Source organism: Pseudomonas donghuensis, from assembly GCF_000259195.1.
GTDB lineage: Bacteria > Pseudomonadota > Gammaproteobacteria > Pseudomonadales > Pseudomonadaceae > Aquipseudomonas > Aquipseudomonas donghuensis.
In genome coordinates, this window is record NZ_JH650768.1 from 130,240 (window position 1) to 156,544 (window position 26,305).

Annotated in this window: 16 protein-coding genes; 10 read left to right on the forward strand and 6 right to left on the reverse strand. The window is 64.4% G+C overall.

The annotated features are described in order from the left end of the window. Window positions 1-2 precede the first annotated feature (2 nt). Entirely contained in the window at window positions 3-815 is an 813-nt protein-coding gene (locus UW3_RS0116685) for a crotonase/enoyl-CoA hydratase family protein (protein ID WP_010223724.1), read from the reverse strand. A gap of 158 nt (window positions 816-973) precedes the next feature. Between UW3_RS0116685 and nhaB the strand changes: the two genes are divergently transcribed. Then, window positions 974-2,476 carry a sodium/proton antiporter NhaB gene (gene nhaB / locus UW3_RS0116690; RefSeq protein ID WP_010223726.1) on the forward strand — a complete coding sequence of 501 codons (1,503 nt, stop codon included), beginning with the start codon at window positions 974-976 and terminating at the stop codon, window positions 2,474-2,476. A 25-nt stretch (window positions 2,477-2,501) separates the two neighbouring features. Here the strand turns inward: nhaB and zwf are convergent, their stop codons facing one another. Both zwf and gnd read right to left on the reverse strand, forming a co-directional pair. Then, window positions 2,502-4,004, reverse strand: coding sequence for a glucose-6-phosphate dehydrogenase (zwf, locus tag UW3_RS0116695; protein WP_010223729.1), 1,503 nt, complete (start codon window positions 4,002-4,004; stop codon window positions 2,502-2,504). Further along, on the reverse strand, window positions 4,001-5,011 hold the full coding sequence (gene gnd / locus UW3_RS0116700; protein WP_272942704.1) for a phosphogluconate dehydrogenase (NAD(+)-dependent, decarboxylating): 1,011 nt from the start codon (window positions 5,009-5,011) through the stop codon (window positions 4,001-4,003). Before gnd ends, zwf begins: the two co-directional genes overlap by 4 nt. Window positions 5,012-5,181: 170 nt before the next feature. On the opposite strand from gnd, the gene UW3_RS29000 reads away from it, so the two are divergent. From UW3_RS29000 to UW3_RS0116745, 9 genes are all read left to right on the forward strand, one after another. Then, a complete protein-coding gene (locus UW3_RS29000; protein ID WP_010223732.1) occupies window positions 5,182-5,349 on the forward strand; it encodes a DUF6026 family protein in 168 nt (55 codons plus the stop codon). A gap of 455 nt (window positions 5,350-5,804) precedes the next feature. Then, window positions 5,805-7,364, forward strand: coding sequence for a glycogen synthase GlgA (glgA, locus tag UW3_RS0116710; protein ID WP_010223733.1), 1,560 nt, complete (start codon window positions 5,805-5,807; stop codon window positions 7,362-7,364). 16 nt (window positions 7,365-7,380) lie between these two features. After that, window positions 7,381-9,159, forward strand: coding sequence for a malto-oligosyltrehalose trehalohydrolase (gene treZ / locus UW3_RS0116715; protein ID WP_050990019.1), 1,779 nt, complete (start codon window positions 7,381-7,383; stop codon window positions 9,157-9,159). Continuing rightward, a complete protein-coding gene (gene malQ / locus UW3_RS0116720) occupies window positions 9,152-11,224 on the forward strand; it encodes a 4-alpha-glucanotransferase (protein WP_010223735.1) in 2,073 nt (690 codons plus the stop codon). Before treZ ends, malQ begins: the two co-directional genes overlap by 8 nt. Continuing rightward, entirely contained in the window at window positions 11,221-13,986 is a 2,766-nt protein-coding gene (locus UW3_RS0116725) for a malto-oligosyltrehalose synthase (RefSeq protein ID WP_010223738.1), read from the forward strand. The genes malQ and UW3_RS0116725 overlap by 4 nt, the downstream gene beginning before the upstream one ends. Window positions 13,987-14,004: 18 nt before the next feature. Then, window positions 14,005-14,256, forward strand: a complete 252-nt coding sequence (locus tag UW3_RS0116730; RefSeq protein WP_010223739.1) for a DUF2934 domain-containing protein — start codon at window positions 14,005-14,007, stop codon at window positions 14,254-14,256. A 119-nt stretch (window positions 14,257-14,375) separates the two neighbouring features. Continuing rightward, the gene (glgX, locus tag UW3_RS0116735) at window positions 14,376-16,538 is read left to right on the forward strand and encodes a glycogen debranching protein GlgX (protein WP_010223741.1); all 2,163 of its coding nucleotides are present in this window, start codon (window positions 14,376-14,378) and stop codon (window positions 16,536-16,538) included. Between the two features lie 43 nt (window positions 16,539-16,581). Further along, on the forward strand, window positions 16,582-17,397 hold the full coding sequence (locus UW3_RS0116740) for an endonuclease/exonuclease/phosphatase family protein (protein ID WP_249684659.1): 816 nt from the start codon (window positions 16,582-16,584) through the stop codon (window positions 17,395-17,397). Window positions 17,398-17,707: 310 nt separating this feature from the next. Beyond that, window positions 17,708-18,778, forward strand: coding sequence for an autotransporter domain-containing protein (locus UW3_RS0116745; protein ID WP_010223745.1), 1,071 nt, complete (start codon window positions 17,708-17,710; stop codon window positions 18,776-18,778). A gap of 96 nt (window positions 18,779-18,874) precedes the next feature. Here the strand turns inward: UW3_RS0116745 and glgB are convergent, their stop codons facing one another. From glgB to UW3_RS27150, 3 genes are all read right to left on the reverse strand, one after another. After that, window positions 18,875-21,085 carry a 1,4-alpha-glucan branching protein GlgB gene (gene glgB / locus UW3_RS0116750; protein ID WP_010223746.1) on the reverse strand — a complete coding sequence of 737 codons (2,211 nt, stop codon included), beginning with the start codon at window positions 21,083-21,085 and terminating at the stop codon, window positions 18,875-18,877. Continuing rightward, window positions 21,086-24,397, reverse strand: coding sequence for a maltose alpha-D-glucosyltransferase (treS, locus tag UW3_RS0116755; RefSeq protein WP_010223747.1), 3,312 nt, complete (start codon window positions 24,395-24,397; stop codon window positions 21,086-21,088). Between the two features lie 13 nt (window positions 24,398-24,410). Further along, the coding region (locus UW3_RS27150; RefSeq protein WP_010223748.1) for an alpha-1,4-glucan--maltose-1-phosphate maltosyltransferase at window positions 24,411-26,305 on the reverse strand (1,895 nt) is incomplete at its 5' end.

Genomic DNA, 26,305 nt, shown 5'->3' on the forward strand with positions numbered 1-26,305 from the left:
CGTCAGTCGGCGAACTCGGGTTTCTGTTTGCTCATGTGGGCGGCAACCGCCACCCGCAGATCGGTGGATTGAAGCATGGCGGCGTTCCAGGTGGCGATGTATTCCAGGCCATCGTCGATGCGGTGATCGCGCATGTAGCTGATCATGTGCTTGGTGCCGGCCACGGCAAGCGGCGATTTTCCCGCAATTTCGGCGGCAATGGCAAAGACTCCGTCGAGCAGCGCCTCATACGTGTCGAACACCCGGTTGACCAGGCCGATGCGCAGGGCTTCGTCAGCCGCGACATTGCGCCCGGTGTAGGCCAGCTCGCGCATGATGCCGTCGCCGATGATCCGCGGCAGGCGCTGCAAGGTGCCGACGTCGGCGGCCATGCCCATGTCGACCTCCTTGATCGAGAACTGCGCATCGCTGCTGCAGTAGCGCATGTCACAGGCCGAGACCAGGTCGATGGCGCCGCCGATGCAATAGCCCTGAATCGCCGCCAGCACCGGCTTGCGGCAGTTGTCCACGGCATTGAACGACGCCTGCATGCGCAGGATGGTCCGGCGCAGCAAGCGTGCGTTGCGGCCGACGTCCTTGCCCAGCTCGTTGGCCACCGAGGCTAGCAGCATCAGGTCGATGCCCGCGGAGAAATGCTTGCCCGCGCCGCTGATCACCACCGCGCGCACCGCGTCGGTTTCGTCGATCCACTGGAAGATCTCGACGATCTCACTCCAGAACGCCGCGTTCATGGCGTTGTACTTTTCCGGGCGGTTGATCTGCACGTGGGCGATGTGGTGAATCAGTTCGACCTTGAACGCTTGGTACTCAGTCACGGTGCTTTCCTTGATGGCGGCGAGGTTGATCGCAGGACTATAACAAGGTGGCCGTCGGCGCCAAGGCCGCGCTTGTGCCAAAACCGGGACTTTTACCTTGATCTCCGTTCACACATGCGGCACTTTGCCCAGCTGTTGAATCATAAGGATACATTTTCATGTCCCGCTCCCTGGCCGGCGCCCTGGCCCACAATTTTCTCGGTCAGTCGCCGCGCTGGTACAAGGCCACCTTGTGCCTGTTCCTGCTGCTCAATCCCCTGCTGCTGTTCACCCTTGGCCCGGTGGTGGCCGGCTGGGTGCTGGTGATCGAGTTCATCTTTACCCTCGGCATGGCGCTCAAGTGCTACCCGCTGATGCCCGGCGGCCTGCTGATGGTCGAAGCCCTGTTGCTGGGCATGACCACGCCGCAAGCGCTGTATGAAGAGCTGCAGCACAACTTTCCGGTGATCCTGCTGCTGATGTTCATGGTCGCCGGCATCTACTTCATGAAAGACCTGCTGCTGTTCCTGTTTTCGCGCATCCTGCTGGGGGTGCGCTCCAAGACCCTGCTGGCCTTGCTGTTCTGCTTTCTGTCGGCGTTCCTCTCGGCGTTTCTCGATGCCTTGACGGTCACGGCGGTGATCATCAGCGCGGCGGTGGGCTTTTATTCGGTGTATCACCGGGTCGCTTCCGGCGGCAACCCGCGGGAAGAGTCCGACCTGGACAGCGACCAGCAGATCGCTCACCTGCACCGCGAAGACCTGCAGCAGTTTCGCGCGTTCTTGCGCAGCCTGCTGATGCATGGGGCTGTCGGTACCGCCCTGGGCGGCGTGTGCACCCTGGTGGGTGAGCCGCAGAACCTGCTGATCGGCCACGAAATGGGCTGGCACTTCGCCGAGTTCTTCCTCAAGGTCGCGCCGGTGTCGCTGCCGGTGCTGGTGGCCGGGCTGGTCACCTGTGTCCTGCTGGAGAAACTGCGCTGGTTCGGCTACGGCACCCTGCTGCCGGACACCGTGCGCCAGGTGCTGGCCACCTATGCCGCCGAAGACGACGCCCAGCGCACCACCCAGCAGCGTGCCGCGCTGCTGGTGCAGGGCCTGGCGGCGCTGATCCTGATCATCGGCCTGGGCCTGCATGTGGCCGAAGTGGGCCTGATCGGCCTGCTGGTGATCGTGCTGATCACCGCCTTTACCGGCATCACCGACGAACACCGCCTGGGCCGCGCGTTCCAGGACGCCATGCCGTTTACCGCGCTGTTGGTGGTGTTCTTTGCCGTGGTGGCGGTGATTCACCAGCAGCAGCTGTTTACCCCGCTAATCCAGTGGGTGCTGGCGCTACCGGCCGATCAGCAGCCAGGCATGCTGTTTATCGCCAACGGCCTGTTGTCGGCGATCAGCGACAACGTGTTCGTCGCCACTATCTATATCACCGAGGTCAAGCAGGCGTTTGTCAACGGCGGCATGAGCCGTGAGCACTTCGAGACCCTGGCGGTGGCAATCAATACCGGCACCAACCTGCCGAGCGTGGCCACGCCCAATGGCCAGGCGGCGTTCCTGTTCCTGCTGACCTCGGCGATTGCGCCGCTGATTCGCCTGTCGTACGGGCGCATGGTGTGGATGGCGCTGCCCTATACCGTGGTCATGGGTGGGCTGGGGTGGTGGGCGGTGACGTACTGGTTGTAGGAGCGGGCTTGTCCCGCGATGGGTTTCACCCGATGCGGTGCCAGACCCTCCGGTCCCGGGCCAGCAACTCATCCGCCGCCGTCGGGCCATTTTCGCCGGCGGCATAGGGCTGCACCTCGCCGCCCTCCTTCCAGGCATCGAGAAACGGCTGCACCGCGCGCCAGCCGTTCTCGATGTTGTCGGCACGCTGGAACAACGTCTGGTCGCCGGTCAGGCAGTCGTAGATCAGCGTCTCGTAGCCGGTCGACGGCTGCATCTTGAAAAAGTCCTTGTAGGCAAAGCCCAGCTCGACGTTCTCCATGGCCAGGGCCGGGCCCGGGCGCTTGGCCTGCAGGTCGAACCACATGCCTTCGTTGGGCTGGATCTGGATTTTCAGGTAGTTGGGCTTGAGCCGCTCGACCTCGGTGTCGCGAAACTGCGCGTAGGGCGCCGGTTTGAAGCAGATGGCAATCTCGGTGTCGCGCACGCTCATGCGCTTGCCGGTGCGCAGGTAGAATGGCACGCCGACCCAGCGCCAGTTGTCGATCATCACCTTGAGGGCGACGAAGGTTTCGGTGTTGCTGTCGGGCTCGACCCGCGGTTCTTCGCGGTAGCCAGGGACTTTCTTGCGCCCTTGCTTGCCGGCGCTGTACTGGCCGCGCACCGAATTCTTCAGGGCCATGTGCTTCGACCAGGGCCGGATCGCACCGATGACCTTGGCTTTCTCACTGCGCACCGCATCGGCGCCAAAGGCCGCTGGCGGCTCCATGGCGACCATGGCCAGCAGCTGGAACAGGTGATTGGGCACCATGTCACGCAAGGCGCCGGTGTTGTCGTAGAACCCGCCGCGGCTTTCAACGCCGACGGTTTCGGCGGCGGTGATCTGCACATGATCGATGTAGTGGTTGTTCCAGAAGGCTTCGAACAGGCCGTTGGAAAAGCGGCTGACGAGAATGTTCTGGACCGTTTCTTTGCCCAGGTAATGGTCGATACGGTAGATCTGCTTTTCGCTCATGACCTTGAGCAGGCAGGTATTGAGCGCCTCAGCGCTGGCCAGGTCCGAGCCGAAGGGTTTTTCCACCACCACCCGGCGAAAGCCGTCGGTTTCGTCGAGCAGGCCGGCGGCGCCCAGGCGCTGCACCACTTCGCTGAAAAAACGCGGCGAGGTGGCCAGGTAGAACACCGCGTTGGCGCTAGGGTTGCTGCGGATGCGCTCGGCGATGGCCTGGTAGGTCGCCTGGTCGAGAAAGTCGCCGGTCAGGTAGCCGATGCGCTTGGCCAGGCGCGCCCAGAGCTTGTCATCCAGGCACTTGCTGGCGCCTTGGCTGGCCTTGTCACGCTCGCGCATGAAGGCTTCCAGGCGTGCGGCAAACTCGCCGTCGGTGGCGGCGTTGTGATCGACGCCGATGATCCGCAGGCCTTTGTCGAGCAGGCCATCGCGGCTCAGGTTGTACAGCGCCGGCATCAGCAGGCGTTTGACCAGGTCGCCATTGGCGCCAAACAGAAACAGGTTGCAAGGCGGGGCCGCTTCGATCTGTGTTTTGCTCATTCGGCGTTCTTCTCGACGTGACCACCAAAGCCGAAGCGCATCGCCGACAGCATGCGGTCAGCGTAGGTGCCCTGCTGCTGGCGCGAGCGGAAGCGGGCGAACAGTGCGCTGGACAACACCGGCACCGGCACTGCCTGCTCGACGGCCGCATCAATGGTCCAGCGTCCTTCGCCGCTGTCGGCGACCGAGCCGCTGTAGCCGCCCAGTTGCGGATCGGCCACCAGGGCGTCGGCGGTGAGATCGAGCAGCCAGGAGGTGACCACGCTGCCACGACGCCACACTTCGGCGATTTCGGCCAGGTTCAGGTCAAAGCGCTGCTCGGCCGGCACGGCATCGCTGCCCTTGCTCTTGAGCAGGTCGAACCCTTCGGCATAGGCCTGCATCAGGCCGTACTCGATGCCGTTGTGGATCATCTTCACGTAGTGCCCGGCACCTGCGGGCCCGGCATGAATATAACCCTGCTCGGCACGCCCGGCCGGGCCCTGGCGGCCACGGGTGCGGGGGATGTCGCCAACGCCCGGGGCGAGGGTGGCGAACAGCGGATCGAGGCGATCGACCACCGCCTGCTCGCCGCCGATCATCATGCAGTAGCCGCGCTCCAGGCCCCAGACGCCGCCCGAGGTACCGACGTCGATATAGTGCAGGTTGCGCCTGCCAAGCTCGGCGGCGCGACGCATGTCGTCCTTGTAGAAGGTATTGCCGCCGTCGATGATCACGTCGTCGGCGTCGAGCAGGTCGGCCAGTTGCGCGATGGTCTGCTCAGTCGGCTCACCGGCCGGCAGCATCACCCACACCGCCCGCGGCTTGTCCAGCTTGCCCACCAGCGCGCCAAGGTCATGGGCGCCGTTGGCGCCTTCCTTGACCAGGGTTTCCACTGCCTGACGATCGCGGTCATGCACCACCATGCGGTGCCCGCCACGCATCAAGCGCCGCGCAATATTGCCGCCCATGCGGCCCAGCCCCACGATTCCCAATTGCATGTGCGATGCTCCCCTGGAATGAAAAATGCCGGTTCAGGCCTTCAAGGTTAGTCCAGCCGTCGCCCACTTGGTTCAGCGACGAACGGCAAGACAACCAGAAACAAAAAAGTTCCAATGACCGCGAAAAGAATTCAGAATCGCCGCCGATCCAGCAGCTACGCTGTTAGAAAAACGACCCACCCTATGCGAGGTGTGCAATGGGAACCCTTCTGCCAAAAATGCCTGCCCAGACCCTCTACGTGACGGTTCGCCGCGACGAGCTGCGTCGCCTCAAGGAGGAGCGCGACCAGTTGCAACAACAAGTCGCCCAACTGAATCTGCTCCTGCAGCAAGCCCAGGACGGCCAGGTGCCAACCCGCGCCTGACGATTAGCGTGGCGTACAGAAAATGGCCAGCAGTGGCCGATCAGCCGCCATCACTCCTCGCTGCCGCCGCACGCTGAACCTGCGCCATGACCTGCGGTCCAGGGGCAGCAGGTTTTCCCCTCTGCAAAAATGACCAGCGGGTCACATTTTTCACGATATCTCTCCTACACTCGGTACTCGGCCAGACATCGCCCGGAAAACTCGACTGAAATTAGTCGAAACTTCTGGAATTGCGGTAGGTCAGGAACTAAGTAGGCCATCGATTCCGCTTCAACGGACGCGGCCCACCCACCCCATATTGTCACCACGCCGTCGGCAGGATGCCGGCTTGCGTAGCGCTTGTGCGCTTGGCTTCGGGGCATGGAACGCAAGGCAACATCACTTACAGAGAACAGTATCGGTAAAGAAACAACAACGGGCGCCCACGCCCGCACCACATAGGGACGGAGAGACGTATGATCAGTGCCGCTGTCGAACCTCATGTAGAGCATTTCACCCCGGATACGCGTGAGCCGCTTGGAGCGGAGTTCACGCCGACAGCCAAGGCACTGGGTGCTGACCCCAGACATTCATCGCACAAACGCAAGGTGTTGTTCGTTACCTCGGAAATCGCCGACCTGGTCAAGACTGGCGGCCTGGGCGATGTCTCGGCGGCGCTGCCGCGGGCCATGCGCCATTTGCATGATGTACGGGTGCTGATTCCCGGTTACCCGCAGGTGCTGGAGAGCGACAACCCGATCCACCTGGTGGGCGAGCTGGGCGGCCACGCGGCCTTGCCGCCGTGCAAGATCGGACGCATGGACCTGGCCGATGGCCTGGTCATCTATGTGTTGATCTGCCCCGAGCTGTACCAGCGCGAAGGCACCCCCTATGGTGCCAACAACGGTCGCGACTGGCCCGACAACCACATCCGCTTCGCCCGCCTGGGCCTGGCCGCCGCGGAAATCGCCGCCGGTGAAGGCATGGTCCACTGGAAGCCCGACCTGGTCCACGCCCACGACTGGCCGGCGGGCCTGGCCCCGGCCTATATGCACTGGCGCGGCCTGCAGACCCCGACCCTGTTCACCATTCACAACCTGGCCTACCAGGGCGTGGTCAGCCGCGCCTGCTGCCCGGAGCTGGCGATCCCCGATCATGCCCTGCAGCAGGAAGGCATGGAGTTCTATGGCAAGCTGTCGTTCCTCAAGGCCGGCCTCGCCTACTCCAGCCACATCACCACGGTCAGTGCCACCTACGCCCGGGAAATCACCACGCCGTCATTTGGCTGCGGGCTGGATGGCTTTCTTGCCAGCAAGGCCCAGCAAGGCCTGCTCAGCGGCATCCCCAACGGCATTGACGAAAGCTGGGACTCGGCCAGCGACCCGCACCTGGCCCACCCCTTCAGCCTCAACGACTGGCAAGGCAAGGCCGCCAACTCCCGGCAGGTCCGCGAACTGTTCGACCTCGAACCTTCGAGCGGGCCGCTGTTCGCCGTGGTTTCGCGCCTGGTGTATCAAAAGGGCCTGGACCTGACCCTGGGGGTGGCCGAATACATCGTGCGCCAAGGGGGCCAGATTGCGATCATCGGCCGTGGCGAACCGGAAGAAGAACAGGCCATGCGCGAACTTGCCCTGCGCCATCCCGGGCAGATTGGCGTGCGTATTGGCTTCAATGAAACCGATGCCCGACGCATGTTCGCCGGCAGCGACTTCCTCTTGATGCCATCACGCTACGAACCCTGCGGGCTGAGCCAGATGTACGCCCAGCGCTTCGGTTCACTGCCGGTGGCGCGTAACACCGGCGGCCTGGCCGACACCATCGAAAATGGCGTGACCGGCTTTCTGTTCGATGAGCCCACCGTCGACAGCTACCGCGAAGCCCTGGGCCGGGCGTTCTACGTGTACAGCAAAAAAAACCTGCTCAACGCCATGCGTTGCCTGGCCATGACCCAACCCTTCAACTGGTGCCAGGCTGTCGAGCCTTATGCCCGTCTCTACGAGGAACTGGTCGAAAACGCCCGTGCAACCCCACGCTGAACGCGAGGTGGCAGGTATGCCCTTTAGGTCACAGGAGCGCGCGACTCACGGGGCCGCGATGCTGGACAGCAACAGCGCCCGGTTTGCCCTCTGGGCTCCGGACGCGCAGCGGGTAGATGTGGAGTTCGCGTCGGGGCGGCGTGAAGTTTTGCCGGCACAGGCTGACGGTTGGTTCATCGGCCGGCTCGCGTGCAGCGCCGGTAGCCGTTATCGCTATCGCATCGACGGCAAGCTGAGCGTCGCCGACCCGGCGTCGCGCCACCAGCCCGAAGGCGTGCACGGCCCCAGCGCGCTGCTGGCCCCTGCCGCCTACCGCTGGCAGCACCCGGACTGGCACGGACGCCCCTGGCACGAAGCGGTCATCTACGAGCTGCACGTCGGCCTGTGCGGCGGTTATGCCGGAGTGATCGAACGCTTGCCAGCCCTGGCCGAACTGGGTATCACCGCGATCGAGCTGATGCCGGTCGGACAGTTTCCGGGCGAACGCAACTGGGGCTATGACGGCGTGCTGCCGTTTGCCCCGCAGCACAGTTATGGCACCCCGATGCAGCTGCGCGAATTGATTGACCAGGCCCACGGCCATGGCCTGATGGTCGTGCTCGATGTGGTCTACAACCATTTCGGCCCGGACGGCAACTATCTCGGCCAGTATGCCAGCGGATTTTTCCGCGAAGATCGCAAGACCCCCTGGGGCGCGGCGATCGATTTTCGCCGCCGCCAGGTGCGCGACTTCTTTATCGAAAACGCCCTGATGTGGCTGCAGGATTACCGCATCGACGGCCTGCGCCTGGACGCCGTGCACGCCATCGATGAGCCGGATTTTCTCGCCGAGCTGGCACGCCGGGTGCGCAATGACATCGCTCCCGGGCGTCAGGTGTGGCTGAGCCTTGAGAACGAACATAACCAGTCACACCTGCTCGAACAGGGCTTCGATGCGCAGTGGAACGACGATGGCCATAACGCCCTGCACGTGCTACTGACCGGTGAGCAGGAGGCGTACTACGCCGATTACAGCGAATCGACCATCGACAAACTGGCACGCTGCCTGAGCCAGGGCTTCGTCTTCCAGGGCCAGCCCGACCGCAACGGCCGCCCCCGCGGCGAGCCCAGCGGCCATTTGCCGCCTACCGCCTTTGTACTGTTCCTGCAGAACCACGACCAGATCGGCAATCGCGCATTCGGCGAGCGCCTCAACCAGCTGTGCCCGCTACCCGCCTTGCGGGCCGCCACCACCCTGTTGCTGCTGGCACCGATGATCCCGCTGCTGTTCATGGGCGATGAATGGGGCTGCGAGCAACCTTTCGTCTTTTTTACCGATCATCACGACGAACTCGCCGATGCCGTGCGCGCAGGCCGGCGGGCCGAGTTCGCCAGTTTTGCCGCCTTTGCCGACGCCGCGACCCGGGCGCGGATTCCCGACCCCAACGCCGTCACCACCTTCAACGCCTCAAGGCCGCGCCCGCCCCAATCGCGCCAGCAACCCTGGCTACAGTTATACCGTGAACTGCTGGCCCTGCGCGCCCGGCACATCGTCCCGCACCTGCCTGGTATCCGCGCCCTCGGTGCCCGGGTGCTGGGGCCGCAGGCCCTGAGTGTGCGCTGGCAGCTGAAAAGCGGCGGCGAGCTGCGTATCGACCTGAACCTTGGCCCGACCTCGCAACGTGCCGACCTGCCCGATAACGCTGCGCGACTGTTCACCTGCAGCGAGGCTTGCGTCGGCACTACGCACCTGCCGCCCTACACCACCCTGGTCAGCCTGATGCCGACCACCCCAGCGGAGCCTGCCCATGACTGACCCTCGCTTGCAGCAACTGGCCGAACTGGCGGGCCTGGCCGTGGACTGGATCGACGCCAACGGCCGCGCCCAGCGGGTCAGCGACCCGGCGCTGCAGCGGGTGCTGGCCGGGCTTGGCCATCCGGCCGATAGCGTCGAGGCGATCGAAGCCAGCATCCAGGCCCTGCTCAGTGCCCACGATGCCCGCCACCTGCCGCCGCTGTTGACCGTTGACCAACACCAGCCACTGGAGCTGGCAGGCTATTTCCCGGCGTCGATGCCGTGCCGGGTGCTGCTTGAGGATGGCAGCGAACAACAGCTGCAGTTGGATGACCAGGCCAGGCTTGCCGGTAGCTTGCCTATCGGCTATCACCAGGTGCAGATCGACCAGCAGCACTTCACCCTGGCCGTAGCGCCCGCACGCTGCTACAGCATTGCCGATGCCCTCGGCACGCCAACACCGCGCTGCTGGGGGCTGAGCGCCCAGTTGTACAGCCTGCGTCGCCCCAACGACGGCGGCTATGGCGACTGCCTGGCCCTCGAAGCCCTGGTGCGCAGCGCCGCCGAACGTGGCGCCGATGCCCTGGCGATCAGCCCGCTGCACGCCATGTTCGCCAGCGACACCCAGCGCTACAGCCCTTACTCGCCGTCCAGCCGGCTGTTTCTCAACAGCCTGTATGCCAGCCCCGCGGCGCTGCTGGGGGACCGCGCGGTGCGCATGGCCATTGAGGCTTGTCAGTTGCACGACCCGCTTGAGCAGCTTGAACTATTGCCACTGATCGACTGGCCGCAGGCGGCGTCGTTTCGCCAGCGCCTGCTGCGCGCGCTGTATCGCGACTTCATCGCCGCTGAGCACCCGTTGTTCGCCGATTTCAGCAGCTATCGCCAGCACGCCGGGCCCGCACTGGAGCGCCACTGCCGCTTCGAGGTGCTGCTCGAGCATGCGCTCAAACGCGATATCGGCCAGGACTGGCGCGGCTGGCCCGCCGCCTGGCACGACCCGCATAGCCCGCAGGTGAGCGCCTTCGCCCGCCAGCACAGTGAGGAGGTGGAGTTTCACGCCTTCTGCCAATGGCTGATCGAACGCAGCCTGCAGCGCGCCCAGGATGCGGCGCGCAGCAACGGCATGAGCATCGGCCTGATCGCTGACCTTGCGGTGGGAGCCGACGGCGCCGGCAGCCAGGCCTGGAGCCGCCAGGACGAGCTGCTGGCGGGTCTGAATGTCGGCGCCCCGCCCGACATCCTCAACCGTACCGGGCAAAACTGGGGCATCTGCGCCTTCTCGCCCGAAGGCCTGCGGCGCAACGGCTACCGCGCCTTTATCGAAATGCTGCGAGCCAACTTCGCCCATGCCGGGGGCCTGCGCATCGATCATGTCATGGGCCTGCAACGCCTGTGGCTGATCCCGCAAGGCGCAAGCCCGGCCGAGGGTGCCTACCTGCACTACCCACTCGATGACCTGCTGCGCCTGCTCAGCCTTGAGTCAGTGCGACACCAGGCAATCGTGCTGGGCGAAGACCTCGGCACCGTCCCTGAAGGGCTGCGCGAGAAACTCGCCGCACGGGCGATCCTCGGCATGCGCGTGCTGCTGTTCGAACAGGACCCGCCCGGCCACTTCAAGCCCATCCTCGACTGGCCCGACAGCGCCCTGGCGACCCCCAGCACCCATGACCTGCCGACGCTGGCCGGCTGGCTGGAGGCCCGCGATATTGACTGGAACCAGCGCCTGGCCCTGATCGACGGCATCACCGAACGCCACTGGCGCGAAACCCGCCAGCACGAGCGTCAGGGCCTGCGGCGGATCCTCGAACACAACTACGGCCAACCCCTGGCAGACAGCGACGCCCTGATCGATGCCAGCATCCGCTACCTCGGCCATACCCGCGCGCCGCTGGTGCTGGTCCCGCTGGAAGACCTGCTGGGCATCGATGAACAACCCAACCTGCCGGGCACCACCAACAGCCACCCGAACTGGCGCCGGCGCTTTGCCCTGCCGGCCACCGCCCTGCTCGACGACGAGGACGCGGCGCGGCGCCTGGAGCTGCTGGCGCAGGCTCGCGAACAAGCCTGGGAGCGTGACCGATGAAAGCCCTGAGCGCCACCCTGCGCCTGCAGTTTCATGCTGACTTCAGCCTCGACGACGCCGCCGCGCTGGTGCCCTACTTCGCCCGCTTAGGGGTCAGCCACCTGTATGCCTCGCCGTTGCTGCGCGCCCGCCCCGGCTCGCGCCATGGTTACGATGTGGTCGACCCCGGCCAGGTCAGCCCGCAACTCGGCGGCGAAGCGGCGCTGGTGCGGCTGGTGGCGGCGCTGCGCTTGCACGGCATGGGCCTGATCCTCGACATGGTGTCCAACCACATGGCGGTCGGCAGCGACAATCCCTGGTGGCAGGACCTGCTGGCCTGGGGCCGGCGCAGCCGCTATGCCGAATTCTTCGACATCCAGTGGCACTCGCCCGACCCGCTGCTCGAAGGCCAGTTGTTGCTGCCGTTTCTGGCCAGTGACTACGGTGCGATGCTGCAAGGCGGTGAAATCCCTCTGCAGTTCGATGCCGCTACTGGGCAGTTTCATATCCAGCATCACCACCACCGCTTTCCGATCTGCCCGGCCGACTACGGGGTGATTCTCGCCAATGGTGGCGCCGCCCTGCAGGCGCTGGGCGCACGCTTGGAGAGCCTGCGCACGGCTGCCGATGCGCCGGTGCGCGCCCGGCCGCTGCTGGCCGAGCTGGCCGCGCTGTCCAGGCAGCAGCCCCTGGACAATCTGCTCAGTGCATTCGACAGCCGCACGCCAGAAGGCTTCCAGCGCCTGCACGCGCTGCTCGAGCGCCAGCCCTATCGCCTGGCCAGCTGGCGCACCGCCGGCGACGATATCAACTGGCGGCGTTTCTTCGACGTCAACGAACTGGGCGGTTTGCGCGTGGAGCGCGCAGCGGTGTTCGAAGCGACCCACGGCAAGGTGTTCGAGCTGATCGGCCGCGGGCTGGTCGATGGGTTGCGCATCGACCACATCGACGGCCTGGCCGACCCGCGAGGCTACTGCCGCAAGCTGCGCCGCCGGGTCGACGGGCTGCTGGCCCAGCGCCCACTGGAGGCGGCACTGGAGCACTTTCCGATCTATGTCGAGAAAATCCTCGGCGCCGGCGAGCAATTGCACCGCGATTGGCACGTCGACGGCACCACCGGTTATGAGTTCATGAACCAGGTCTCGCTGCTGCAGCATGACCCGGACGGCGAAGGTGAACTGGCCGCGCTGTGGAGCGCACTCAGCGATCGCCCGGATTTTACCGAGGAAGTGCGCCTGGCCCGCCAGCAGATCCTCAATGGCAGCCTGGCCGGCGATTTCGAGTCGGTGGCCCAGGCATTGTTGCAGGTGGCCCGCGACGACCTGATGAGCCGCGACCTGACCTTCGGCGCCATCCGCCGCACCGTGCAGGCCCTGATCGAGCACTACCCGGTGTACCGCACCTACATCAATGCCTGCGGGCGCCCCAGCGAAGACGAAGCGTTTTTCCAGCAGGCCCTGCGTGGCGCTCGCCAGTGCCTGAGCGAAGCCGACTGGCCGGTGCTCGATTACCTGCAGCGCTGGCTCGGCGGCGAACCCTGGCGCCAGTTGCCGCCAGGCCGGCCACGCAAACACCGCCGTCATGCCTGCGTGCGCTTCCAGCAACTGACGTCACCCACCGCCGCCAAGGCCGTGGAAGACACCGCGTTTTACCGTTCGGCTCTGCTGCTGTCGCGCAACGATGTCGGCTTTGATGCCGAGCGCTTCAGCGCCCCGGTCGAGGACTTCCATCAGCACTGCAGCGAGCGCCTGGAGCAGTTCCCGGACAACCTGCTCACCACCGCCACCCATGACCATAAACGCGGCGAAGACACCCGCGCGCGCCTGGCGGTGCTGAGCGAGCGCAGCAGCTGGTTTGCCAGCCGGGTCGAACACTGGCGCGAACTTGCCAGCCCCTTGCGCTGCACCCTGGCCGACGGTGAGGCGCCTGGCGCCGGTGATGAACTGCTGTTGTATCAGACCCTGCTCGGCAGCTGGCCGCTGGAGCTCGACGAGAACGATCCGTTGGCCCTGGAAGCCTTTGCCGAGCGCCTGCGCCAATGGCAGCGCAAAGCCCTGCGCGAAGCCAAGCTGCGCAGCAGCTGGAGCGCACCGAACGAGGCCTACGAGCAGGCCTGCCTGGACTTTATCGATACCCTGCTGCTGGAGCGCGCCAGTCAGCAGTTGCGCCATTCCCTGGCCGAGGCGGCGCAAGCAATCGCCTGCCCGGGGGCCCTCAACAGTTTGGCCCAATGCCTGCTGCGCATGACTGCGCCAGGGGTGCCCGACCTGTACCAGGGCAACGAATTCTGGGACTTGAGCCTGGTCGACCCGGACAACCGCCGGCCGGTGGATTTTGCCCGCCGCCGCCAGGCGCTGGGGGACGGCACCACAACGTCGCAACTGCTGCAGGACTGGCGCAGCGGTCGGGTCAAACAGGCGCTGATCAACCAGGTGCTGGAGTGGCGTCAACAGTACCCCCAGTTGTTCCTGCGCGGTCGCTACCTGCCCGTTGAAGTGCGCGGCAGGCACGCCGAGCGGGTCCTGGCGTTTGCCCGGGTGAGTGCCGACGAGCACGCCATTGTTGTCGTGCCACGCCTGGCCTGGGGCTTGCTTGCACAGTCGCCAATACCCCTGATCCCGGCACAGAACTGGGACGATACCCGGCTGATCCTGCCGTTTGCCTTGTCGCCTGCCAATTGCTCGGGACTGTTTGCCACAGGCGCAGTCTCAGCCTCACAGGAGCTGTGGCTGAGTACTGCACTCAAGGAGTTTCCGGTCAATCTGTTCATTGAACATCATTAAGTCCTCAGGAGCGTCGAGATGAGTGTCGAAGAAAAACGTATCCGTGAATTCGCCTATCAGATCTGGGAATCGGAAGGCCGGCCCGAAGGCCAGGAGCAGCGCCATTGGGACATGGCGCGCAAGCTCGCCGAAGCCGAAGCGCTGGCGCCCAAGGTGACACCGCGCAAACCCGCCAAGGCGCCGCCGGCCAGCACCGGCAAGGCCAAGCCGGCCGGCGCTACGGCGGCGCCGAAGAAGCCCAGGGCTGCCAAGAAGCCGCCGCTGGCTTAAGCCGTTGAAAGCATCGCTGGCAAGCCAGCTCCCACAGGGGCTGCTTGCACCGAATCCTGTGGGAGCCGGCTTGCCGGCGATGGGCTGCAAAGCAGTCCCAGCCTCATCAAGGAGCACAAATGACCACCCGCAAAGCCAAGCCCGCCGCCGAAGTCCACCCCGAACCCTCGCGCATCCGTGAAGGCCTGCCCTTCCCCCTGGGCGCCACCTGGGATGGGCTGGGGGTCAACTTCGCGCTGTTCTCGGCCAATGCCACCAAGGTCGAGCTGTGCCTGTTCGATGCCAGCGGCGAGGTCGAGCTCGAGCGCATCGAGCTGCCGCAATACACCGACGAGATCTTCCACGGCTACCTGCCCGACGCCCACCCCGGGCAAATCTATGGCTACCGGGTGCACGGCCCCTACGCCCCGGAAAACGGCCACCGTTTCAACCCCAACAAACTGCTGATCGACCCCTATGCCAAGCAGTTGGTCGGCCGCCTGAAATGGTCCGAGGCACTGTTCGGCTACACCATCGGCCACCCTGATGGCGACCTCAGTTTCGATCAACGCGACAGCGCGCCGTTCGTGCCCAAGTGCAAGGTCATCGACCCGGCCTACACCTGGGGCCGCGACCAGCGCGTAGGCGTTCCCTGGGAGCGGACGATCCTCTACGAAGCCCACGTACGTGGCATCAGCATGCGCCACCCGGCAGTCCCCGAGGCCAACCGTGGCACCTTCGCCGGGCTGATGTGCGACGAACTGCTCGGCCATATCAAACAGCTGGGAGTGTCGTCGATCGAATTGCTGCCGATTCACGCCTTCGTCAACGACCAGCACCTGCTGCAAAAGGGCCTGAACAATTATTGGGGCTACAACAGCATTGCCTTCTTTGCCCCGCACCCGCGCTACCTGGCCAACGGCAAGATCGCCGAATTCAAGGAGATGGTCGCACACCTGCATGACGCCGGCCTGGAGGTGATCCTCGACGTGGTCTACAACCACACGGCCGAGGGCAATGAGCTGGGCCCGACCCTGTCGATGCGCGGCATCGACAATGCCTCCTACTACCGCCTGATGCCCGACGACAAGCGCTTCTACGTCAATGATTCCGGCACCGGCAACACCCTCGACCTCAGCCACCCCTGCGTGCTGCAGCTGGTGACCGATTCGCTGCGCTACTGGGCCGGGGAGATGCACGTGGACGGTTTTCGCTTTGACCTGGCGACCATCCTCGGCCGTTATCACCAGGGCTTTGACGAGCGCCACAGTTTTCTTGTCGCCTGCCGTCAGGACCCGTTGCTCAGCCAGGTGAAACTGATTGCCGAGCCCTGGGATTGCGGCCCCGGCGGTTACCAGGTGGGCAACTTCGCTCCCGGCTGGGCGGAATGGAATGACCGCTTTCGCGATACCGTGCGCGCCTTCTGGAAAGGCGACGAAGGCCAGCTGGCCGACTTTGCCGCGCGCATGACCGCCTCCGGCGAGCTGTTCAACCGCCGCGGGCGCAGGCCCTATGCTTCGATCAACTTCATCACCGCCCACGACGGTTTCACCCTGCGCGACCTGGTGTCGTACAACGACAAGCACAATGAGGACAACGACGAAGACAACCAGGATGGCAGCAACAACAACCTGTCCTGGAACCACGGTGTCGAGGGCCCCACCGACGACCCCGAAATCAAGGCCCTGCGCCTGCGCCAGATGCGCAACTTGTTCGCCACCCTGCTGTTGGCCCAGGGTACGCCGATGATCGTTGCCGGTGACGAATTCAGCCGCACCCAGCACGGCAACAACAACGCCTATTGCCAGGACAGTGAGATCGGCTGGGTCAACTGGGAGCTGGACGACGACGGCGCCGCGCTGCTCAAGTTCGTCAAGCGCCTGACCACGTTGCGCTTGGCTTACCCGGTGCTGCGCCGTTCGCGTTTTCTGGTCGGCGACTACAATGAGGCGATCGGGGTCAAGGATGTCACGTGGCTGGCGCCGGACGCCAGCGAGATGAGCGTCGAGCAATGGCAGGACGCCCACGGGCGCTGCCTGGGCATGCTCATGGATGGCCGCGCCCAGGTCAGTGGCATCCTGCGCCCGGGGGCCGACGCCACCTTGCTGCTGATCGTCAACGCTCATCACGACACGGTGGCCTTCACCCTGCCCGGCGTGCCGGAGGGCGAATACTGGAACTGCCTGGTCGACACCGACCGGCCGCACCTGCGCAAAGGCGAGCAGCATGCCTTTGCCAGCGAGTTTCAGGTCAGCGGTCGCTCGCTGGTGTTGCTCGAGCTGTACCGTGACGACGATGCGTGACTGCCGGGGAACTGCACGTACCCCGGCAAGTCCGATGCTATAGATGGGTCGAACAGGAGTCACCGTGAGCGCTGAATCGGACACCCGCCATACAGCTACCGCCCGCCAGGCTGCAGCGGTCAAGCGCCTGCAGGTGCTGACCGTCAACACCCACAAGGGTTTTACCGCCTTTAACCGCCGCTTCATCCTCCCCGAACTGCGCGAAGCGGTGCGCAGTACCCGCGCCGACATTGTGTTTCTTCAGGAAGTGCTCGGTTCCCACGACCGGCATGCCGCACGCTACGCCAGTTGGCCGCCGACTTCGCAGTACGAATTTCTGGCCGACAGTATGTGGAGCGATTTCGCCTACGGTCGCAACGCCGTGTACCCGGACGGCCATCACGGCAATGCGCTGTTGTCCAAGTACCCGATCATCGAGCACCGTAATCTCGACGTGTCGATTACCGGCCCCGAGCGCCGCGGTTTGCTCCATTGCGTGCTGGATGTACCCGGACAGCGCGAGGTGCATGCCATTTGCGTGCACCTGTCGTTGCTCGAAAGCCATCGGCAACAACAGCTGCAGTTGCTGCGCCGGCTGCTCGATTCGCTGCCGGCCGATGCCCCGGTGATCATCGCCGGCGACTTTAACGACTGGCAACTGCGTGGCAATCGCACCCTCAACCTGCACCGCGACCTGCACGAAGCCTTCGAGCGCCATCATGGCCTGCTCGCCCGCACGTACCCCGCGCGCCTGCCGCTGTTGCGCCTGGACCGCATCTACCTGCGCAACGCCAATAGCCATGCCCCGCAAATCCTCGGCAACAAGCCCTGGAGCCACCTCTCCGATCATCTGCCATTGGCGGTGGAAGTGCAGCTTTAGCAATCATTCGGCATAGCCGCGACGCTGGAAAGAGCAGTTGCGGCTATCGAATGTGAATTTTTGTTTTATTTCAATGTATTGCCACCTCTAATAGTTTGATAACGGTTATTTCACGCTTTCTTGACGCCCGCCCGCTCCTCTCCTTAGCTAGAAGTAATGCAGCAATTGCAGATTCCATTCCGAGCCTCTAGCGCGCGCTTTTCAGCGCGCGGCAGGGACCGGTTTGCTGGTTTGGGTCGCCCTCTGGTTTTGCCTTACAGCCCGTGACATCAGGCCAGAACCCTGGCTATGAAAACAGAGGATATCCGCTATGAAAAAAACTCCGAATCCTACGGGCTTTGAGTATGTTTTCTATGCGGTTTCCACGTCGCTGCTACTGGCAACCCCGTTGGAAACCCATGCATTGGGCCTGGAGGATAACGAACCGTTCAGCAACCTGGTGCAGGCTCAGCCTGTACTCTCGCTCAACCCGGTCAGCGCCAGCGGCCTGGGCCTGAGCACCCTCGGGGCGTTTTCCGAGCGCCTGGCCGAGCGCCACGCCCCGGCCGCGACCGACCCTATCGCCAGCCAGTGGGCGCAGTTTTTCCCGACCCCGGTCCGCACCCCGAGCCCGGAAGTCGACAACCTCGGCATATCGAACCAGAGCCTGCAGATCAGCCCGGACCTGTTCATTCGTGAAACCAGTGGCGGCAATACTCACCGTGCCGGTTTCTTTGTCGGCCACAGCAACCTGCAAAGCGGTTTTGACGGCCTGCGCAAACCCCAGGTCGGCAACAAGGAAAGCGTCCTCAACCTCGACGGACAAAGCCTGGGTGTGTACTGGAGCATGACCCACGATCAGGGCTGGCACCTGGATGCCGTGGCCATGGGCACTCGCTTCGATATCAATGGCCGCAGCGAAACCGGCCAGCGCCTGGATGGCAACGGTCATGCCCTGACCCTGTCGGTCGAAGGTGGCTACCCCATCAGCCTGGGTAACAACTGGACCCTCGAGCCGCAAGCACAGTTGATCAACCAGCAGTACTTTCCGGGCAGCCAGACCCAGACCGACACCCAGGAGGCGTTCGACCAGCAACCGAACTGGACCGGCCGGGTCGGTGCCAAGTTGTCTGCGCATTACAACGTACGCGGCATGCCGATCGAACCGTTCGTTCGCACCAACGTCTGGTATGACTTCTCCAACGCCGACACCCTGAGCCTGGACAAGGTCGACAAGATCAGCAGCGGGCGCAATTCCGCCACGGTCGAACTGGGCTTGGGCCTGGTGGCACGGGTAACGCCAAAGGTAGCGCTGTTTGTCAGTGCCGATTACAGCAGCAATGTCGATGACAATGACCTGAACGGGCTGATCGGCAACCTGGGGATCAGGGTACGGTGGTGATGCGAGCGCTTCGCGCTTGATCGCTGGCAAGGCCAGCTCCCACAGGTTCGCTGCATGCAGGCCCTTTGTGGGAGCCGGCCTTGCCGGCGATGGCAATCACTGCGGTCGCAGGATCAACACCCCCAACGGCGGCAGGTTCAACCCCAGCGACAACGGCTGGCCATGGCTGGGCAACGCCTGGCTGGCCACTTCACCAAGGTTGCCGTAGTTGGACCCGGCATAGCCCTCGGCATCGCTGTTGAACACCTCGGCCCAGCGCTCACCAAACGGCACACCAATGCGATAACCCTCGCGCGGCACCGGGGTGAAGTTGGCCACCACCAGCAGCGGCTCGCCGTCAGCGCTCCAGCGCAGCCAGGCATAGACACTGTTGTGTGCATCATCGCCAATCAACCATTGAAAGCCCTGGGGCAGGCAGTCCTGCTCGTGCAAGGCACGCTCTTCGCGGTACAGGCGGTTGAGGTCGCTGACCAGGCGCTGCACGCCCAGGTGCTCGGGGTACTTGAGCAGATACCAGTCCAGCTCGCTGTCGTGGTTCCACTCGCGCCACTGGCCGAACTCGCAGCCCATGAACAGCAGCTTCTTGCCCGGATGGGTCCACATGAAGGTCAGGTAGGCGCGCAGGTTGGCGAACTTCTGCCAGCGATCGCCGGGCATCTTGTCGATCAGCGAGTGCTTGCCGTGCACCACTTCGTCATGGGAGATCGGCAGGATGAAATGCTCGGAATAGGCATAGATCAGGCCGAAGCTCATCTCGTTGTGGTGATAGGTGCGATGGATCGGGTCGTTCTGGATGTAGTGCAAGGTGTCGTGCATCCAGCCCATGTTCCACTTGTAGGCAAAGCCCAGGCCGCCCTGCTGGGTCGGCTGGCTGACGCCCGGCCAGGCCGTGGACTCTTCGGCGATCACTAGGGCACCGGGGGCTTCCAGCGCCACCACGTCGTTGAGGTGACGCAAAAAGTCGATGGCTTCGAGGTTCTCGCGCCCGCCATGGCGGTTGGGCACCCACTCCCCGGCCTTGCGTGAATAATCGCGGTAGAGCATCGAGGCGACAGCATCCACCCGCAGGCCATCGATATGAAAGTGCTTGAGCCAGTGCAGCGCCGAAGCCAGCATGAAGCCGTGCACTTCGGTACGGCCGAGGTTGTAGATCAGCGTATCCCAGTCCTGATGGAAGCCCTCCAGCGGGTTGTCGTACTCGTACAGCGCGGTGCCGTCGAAACGCACCAGGCCGTGGCTGTCGGTGGGGAAATGCGCCGGCACCCAATCAAGGATCACGCCGATGCGCGCCTGGTGGCAGGCGTCGATAAAGGCGGCAAAATCCTCGGCCGTGCCATAGCGCGCGGTGGGCGCGAACATCGACAGCGGTTGATAGCCCCAGGAGCCGCCAAAGGGGTGCTCCATGATCGGCATCAGCTCGATATGGGTAAAGCCCAGCTGCAGGATATAAGGCACCAGGCGCTCGGCCAGTTCGCGCCAGTTGTAAAAACGCGCCACTTCGCCGTTGTCGTCCAGCTCGCATTGCCAGGAGCCAGCGTGCAGCTCGTAGATCGACAGCGGCGCATGGGTGGCCTGGCGCTCGCCACGCTGCTGCATCCAGTCCTGGTCCTGCCAGTCGTGGGCCAGGGGACCTGCGACCCTCGAGGCGGTGCTTGGCGGCAGTTCCGTAGCGCGAGCCAGCGGGTCGGCCTTGAGCGGCAGGATGCCTTCGCGCCCGAGCACTTCATACTTGTAAGCTTCGCCGGCCTGCAGGCGCGGCACGAACAGCTCCCAGACCCCGGACGGGTGGCGCAGGCGCATGGGGTGTCGGCGCCCGTCCCAATTGTTGAAATCACCCACCACCGACACCCGCCGGGCATTCGGTGCCCACACTGAAAAGCGCACGCCGTCGACGCCTTCGACCTTCACCGGTTGCGCGCCCATGGCCCCGGACAGGTCGCGATGATTGCCCTCGGCGAACAGATAAAGGTCCATGTCGCCGAGCACCGGCCCGAAGCTGTAAGGGTCTTCGGTGACCTGCTCACCGCCGGCCCAGTTGATCTGCAACAGGTACGGCTGTTGCTCCGCCAGACGGGTGATGAACAACCCCGGTACCGGGCCCTGCTCCAGCACGGCCAGGACACGACTGTCGTCGCGCGCCAACACCCGCACGTTCAGGGCATTGGGCAAATAGGCGCGGACAAACTGGCCTCCGGCACCATCCGGGTGCGGACCGAGCACCGCGAACGGGTCGGCGTGTTCGGCGTTTACCAGGGCGTTGATATCACGCTGCCCCAGCCCGCCTTCCTCGCGCTTGCGTTGAGTCATTTACTGCTCTCCCCAGGTACTGATCAGACCATGCAGGCCATGCAAAGGCACAGCCAGCCAATGCGGACGGTTCTCGGCTTCGTAGAGGATTTCATAGGCGGCCTTCTCGAGCGTGAACAACGCCAGCGCCGCCTGCTCGCCGTCGCCGTGCTCCCAGGCATGGGGCATGGCCGCGCTGGCCAGGCCATAGGCTTCGATGAAGGCATGCCGGGCCTGGTGCAGGTAACGGCGGGCAACGCGTTGACGGGCCTGACGGGCAGCCTCGGAAAGGTCGACAGCAGAAGCACTGCGCAGCACCATCGCTGCAGCATAGTCGAAGGAGCGCAGCACGCCGCTGACATCCTTGTACGGGCTGTGTTTGGCCCGCCGCTGTTGCAGCGGCCGCGCCGGCTCACCCTCGAAATCGATCAGGTAGGCGTCGCCCTGGACCACCAACACCTGGCCCAGGTGCAGGTCGCCGTGCACACGCATCAGCAGCCCGCCCAGCGCCTGCTTGGTCAGTTCGCCAATGTGCTCGAGCAGGCGCTTGCGCTGCTGTTGCAGGTCGTCGACCAGGGCCTGGCTGTCGCTATCGAGGCTGGCGCGGTGTTCCTGCAGCAAGTCCAGGGCGCGGCTCAGCTGGGCGCTGATGTGCTTGTTCCAGGCCTGGCTGTCGCGCCGGTTGCTGGCCCGCGGCTGGAACGCAGGATCTGCGCTGGGCGCGGCCAGCAGCAGGTGCATCTCACCCAGGCGCTGCCCCAGCAAGGCGGCGAAATCGGCCAGGTCCTGCAGGGCATCGGTGTGCACGTCCTGGTCCTTGCTCGAAGGCTCCATCTCGTCACGAATGGCCCGTTCCAGGTTGTTCTGGGTCCAGTCCCAGGCGTCGCCCTGGTTACTCAGGTAGCCCTGGGCGATCATCAGCAGGTGCGGCTGCGCCTGATCATCCACGCGGCTCACCCACGCCAGCAGCGGCGAAATGTTGGCAAAGCCGGCGGCGCTCAGGTAGGCGCTCATTTCCAGCTCCGGGTGCACCCCGGGGTTGACCCGGCGGATCAGCTTGAGCACCAGGCTGCCACCGACCACCACCGAGCTGTTGGACTGCTCGGCGCTCAGGTAGCGCACTTGAGCGTCCTCACCCAGGTTCAAGGCCGCCAGTTGCCCGCTGGCCTCGAAACGCAGCTCACCTTCGCCGCACGGCAAGCGCAGGCCATCCTTGCAGCCGGCAAGCACCGCGCGCACGAAACTTTCCAGGACAAAACCGTCGGTAATCAAGCCCACCTGGCGACCGCGGCGAACCCGCGCCAAGGCCAGCTGCTGCGGCGCCGGGCTGTTGAGGTGCTCTTCGGCGATCAGGCCGAACGGCAGTTGATAGCGACTGCTCCGACCGCCGCCCTGCACCACGATCTCGCTGAGCAACACCGGGCTGGTGGGCGCGCCGAAGCGCACGCCATAGGCGATCTGCACGTGCTCGATCACGGTTTCCTTGCCGGCAAACCAACGGCGCTTGGGCAGGTACTGCGGCAACACACTGTCTTGCAGGATGGCCCGTGACGGCGCCTCCAGCAGTTCCTCCATACGCTTTTTCAACACCAGCGTAGTGAACTCCGGCAGGCTCTGGGCCGGCTCGACGTGCCAACTGGGCATCTGATCCTTGTCAGCCAGCAGGAACCAGTAAAAGCCATAGGGCGGCAAGGTCAGCAGGAACGGCAACTGGCCGATCGGCGGAAAGGCGCTGCCGCCGAGCATCTCCACCGGCACCTTGTCGGCATACAGCTGAAGTTCGAGCTCTGCCGCTTGTGCGGCGCGCGAGACGTTGGCCACGCAGAGGATGATCTCGGTCTTGCCATCGGTGCCGGTGTACTCGCGCAGATAGGCCAGGATCCGCCGGTTGCTCGGCGACAGCATTTTCAGCGTGCCGCGGCCAAAGGCCTTCTGCTGCTTGCGCACCGCCAGCAAGCGCCGGTTCCAGTTCAGCAGCGAGTGCGGATCATGGGCCTGGGCTTCGACGTTGACCGACTGGAAGCCGTACAGCGGGTCCATGATCGGCGGCAGCACCAGGCGCGCCGGGTCCGCGCGGGAAAAACCGCCATTGCGGTCGATCGACCACTGCATGGGTGTGCGCACACCGTCGCGGTCCCCCAGGTAGATGTTGTCACCCATGCCGATCTCGTCGCCGTAATACAGGGTCGGGGTGCCGGGCATCGACAGCAGCAGGCTGCACAACAGCTCGACCCGGCGCCGGTCGCGTTGCAGCAGCGGCGCCAGGCGGCGGCGAATACCGAGGTTGATCCGCGCCCGGCGGTCCTCGGCGTAGTAGTTCCACAGGTAGTCGCGCTCACGGTCGGTGACCATTTCCAGGGTCAGCTCATCGTGGTTGCGCAAGAAGATCGCCCACTGGCAGTTGCTCGGAATCTCCGGGGTCTGGCGCAGGATATCGGTAATTGGAAAGCGGTCTTCCTGGGCCACGGCCATGTACATGCGCGGCATCAACGGGAAGTGAAAGGCCATATGGCACTCATCGCCCTGCCCTTCGCCAAAATACAGCTGGGTGTCTTCCGGCCATTGATTGGCCTCGGCCAGGAGCATGCGGTCGGGGTAGTTGGCGTCGATTTCGGCGCGGATCTTTTTCAGCACCTGGTGGGTTTCGGGCAGGTTCTCGTTGTTGCTGCCGTCACGCTCGATCAGGTAAGGGATGGCGTCCAGGCGCAGGCCGTCGACGCCCAGGTCGAGCCAGTAGCGCATCACCCCAAGCACCGCCTTGAGCACCTGCGGGTTGTCGAAGTTGAGGTCCGGCTGGTGCGAGTAGAAGCGGTGCCAGAAGTACTGGCCGGCCACCGGGTCCCAGGTCCAGTTGGATTTCTCGCTGTCGAGGAAGATGATCCGCGTGCCGTCGTACTTCTGGTCGCTGTCGGACCACACATAAAAGTCCCGGGCCTTGCTCCCGGGCTTGGCGTGGCGGGCCTTCTGGAACCACGGGTGCTGGTCGGAGGTATGGTTGATGACAAGCTCGGTGATCACCCGCAAGCCGCGCGTGTGCGCCTGGGCGATGAAGCGCTTGACGTCGGCCAGGGTGCCGTAGTCGGGGTGCACCGCCTTGTACTCGGCGATGTCGTAGCCATCGTCACGGCGTGGCGAGGGGTAGAACGGCAGCAGCCACAGGGTGTTGACTCCAAGCTCGGCGATGTAGTCGAGTTTGGCGATCAGGCCGGGGAAGTCACCGATGCCGTCGTTGTTGGAGTCGAAGAAGGACTTGACGTGTACCTGGTAGATGATCGCGTCCTTGTACCACAGCGGATCATCGATAAAGGCGGCTGGGTGGATGCGCTTGGCCATGCTCGACTCCTTTCTAGTGGGCTTTTTCGATACGCCAGATTCCAAACGGCAGATGCCAGGGCTCGATGCGCATCCATTGGGTCTTGCCGTGCCAGGTCCAGCGATGGCCGCTCATCAGGTCTTCACCGAAGGTATCGGCATTGTCGTCCAGCCCCAGCTCCCACAGCGGCAGTTCGAAATGCGCTTCCTGGGCGTTGTGCGGGTCGAGGCTGACAGCGATGAGGACGAAGTTGTCGCGCTGGGCGGTGCGTTTGCCGAAGTACAGGATGTTGTCGTTCCAGGCGTGATAGAAGGCCACGCCCAGGTGGGTGTGCAAGGCCGGGTTCTGCCGGCGAATGCGGTTGAGCTGGGCGATTTCGGCAATGATGTTGCCGGGCTGGGTGAAGTCCCGCGGGCGGATCTGGTACTTCTCCGAATCCAGGTACTCCTCCTTGCCCGGCACCGGCGTCGCCTCGCACAGCTCGAAGCCCGAGTACATGCCCCAGAGGCCCGACCCCATGGTCGCCAGGGCGGCGCGGATGAGAAACCCGGCGCGCCCGGACTCATGCAGAAAGTACGGGTTGATGTCCGGCGTGTTGACGAAGAAGTTCGGCCGGTAGCAGTAGCACCACGGCGGCTGGTTGAGCTCTTCAAAATAGCTTTGCAGCTCGGCCTTGGTGTTGCGCCAGGTGAAGTAGCTATAGCTCTGGGAATAGCCGACCTTGCCCAGGCGCGCCATCATCGCAGGCTTGGTGAAGGCTTCGGCGAGGAAGATCACCTCTGGGTACTGGCTGCGCACATTGGCAATCAGCCAGTGCCAGAACGGCAAGGGCTTGGTGTGCGGGTTGTCGACCCGGAAGGTCTTGACCCCCTCCTTCACCCAGCCCACGACCACGTCGCGCAGGGCCAGCCACAAGGCCGGTACCGAATCGGCGGCGTAGAAGTCGACGCTGACGATGTCCTGGTATTTTTTCGGCGGGTTCTCGGCGTAGCGGATGCTGCCGTCCGGGCGCCAGGAGAACCAGCCCGGGTGCTCCTTGAGCCAGGGGTGGTCCTGGGAGCACTGGATGGCAAAGTCCAGGGCGATTTCCAGGCCATGCTCGGCAGCGGCAGCCACCAGCCGGCGAAAATCCTCGCGGCTGCCCAGTTGCGGGTGAATCGCCTCGTGCCCGCCTTCGGCGCCGCCAATCGCATAAGGGCTGCCCGGGTCATCCGGCTCGGCCTGCAAGGCGTTGTTGCGGCCCTTGCGGTAGCGCACGCCAATGGGGTGAATGGGCGGGAAGTACAATACGTCAAAGCCCATGTCGCGGATCATTGGCAGGCGTTCGTGCACATCATTGAAGGTGCCATGTCGCTCAGGGTCATCGGTGATCGAACGGGGAAACAGCTCGTACCAACTGGCGAACTGCGCCTGGAGGCGTTCGACCTCCAGCGGGTATTCGGGGCTGCGACTGAGGTAGGTACGATGCTCGGCCTCGGCCATCAACAGCGCGGTGTCCGGGTGCAGCAGCAAGGCCACCTGCTCATCGGCGGGCAGGCCCGGCAACTGCTGGTGCAAGGCCTGCAGCTGGTCGCGCAAGGGGCCTCTGCTGCGACCGATATTGTGCTTGACCAGCAGCTGCCCTTCCTGCAGCTCCAGTGGCACCGCGACACCGGCGTTGAACTTCTTCTCCAGGTCATGGCAATAGGTGGCGAACGGGTCGATCCAGGCCTCGATGCTGAACAGGTGGCGGCCCTGCTCGCTGACGGTGAATTCGGCCTGCCACAGGTCATTGCCGGCAAACTGCATCGGCACGCAATGCCAGCGCCGGCTATGGGCCTGGCGCCAGTTGAGCATCACCGCCAGGGCATCATGGCCATCGGCATAGACCTTGCTGCTGACCTGCACCGGCTCGCCCACCACCGCCTTGACCGCAAACAGTCCGCCAT

What these genes read in the sequence shown, in the direction of transcription:
- nhaB (WP_010223726.1), top strand. Translation starts at nt 974, where the DNA reads ATGTCCCGCTCCCTGGCCGGCGCCCTGGCCCACAATTTTCTCGGTCAG.
- malQ (WP_010223735.1), top strand. Translation starts at nt 9,152, where the DNA reads ATGACTGACCCTCGCTTGCAGCAACTGGCCGAACTGGCGGGCCTGGCC.
- glgB (WP_010223746.1), bottom strand. Translation starts at nt 21,085, where the DNA reads ATGACTCAACGCAAGCGCGAGGAAGGCGGGCTGGGGCAGCGTGATATC.
- glgX (WP_010223741.1), top strand. Translation starts at nt 14,376, where the DNA reads ATGACCACCCGCAAAGCCAAGCCCGCCGCCGAAGTCCACCCCGAACCC.
- zwf (WP_010223729.1), bottom strand. Translation starts at nt 4,004, where the DNA reads ATGAGCAAAACACAGATCGAAGCGGCCCCGCCTTGCAACCTGTTTCTG.
- UW3_RS29000 (WP_010223732.1), top strand. Translation starts at nt 5,182, where the DNA reads ATGGGAACCCTTCTGCCAAAAATGCCTGCCCAGACCCTCTACGTGACG.
- UW3_RS0116725 (WP_010223738.1), top strand. Translation starts at nt 11,221, where the DNA reads ATGAAAGCCCTGAGCGCCACCCTGCGCCTGCAGTTTCATGCTGACTTC.
- glgA (WP_010223733.1), top strand. Translation starts at nt 5,805, where the DNA reads ATGATCAGTGCCGCTGTCGAACCTCATGTAGAGCATTTCACCCCGGAT.
- UW3_RS0116730 (WP_010223739.1), top strand. Translation starts at nt 14,005, where the DNA reads ATGAGTGTCGAAGAAAAACGTATCCGTGAATTCGCCTATCAGATCTGG.
- treZ (WP_050990019.1), top strand. Translation starts at nt 7,381, where the DNA reads ATGCCCTTTAGGTCACAGGAGCGCGCGACTCACGGGGCCGCGATGCTG.
- treS (WP_010223747.1), bottom strand. Translation starts at nt 24,397, where the DNA reads ATGGCCAAGCGCATCCACCCAGCCGCCTTTATCGATGATCCGCTGTGG.
- UW3_RS0116745 (WP_010223745.1), top strand. Translation starts at nt 17,708, where the DNA reads ATGAAAAAAACTCCGAATCCTACGGGCTTTGAGTATGTTTTCTATGCG.
- UW3_RS0116740 (WP_249684659.1), top strand. Translation starts at nt 16,582, where the DNA reads ATGGGTCGAACAGGAGTCACCGTGAGCGCTGAATCGGACACCCGCCAT.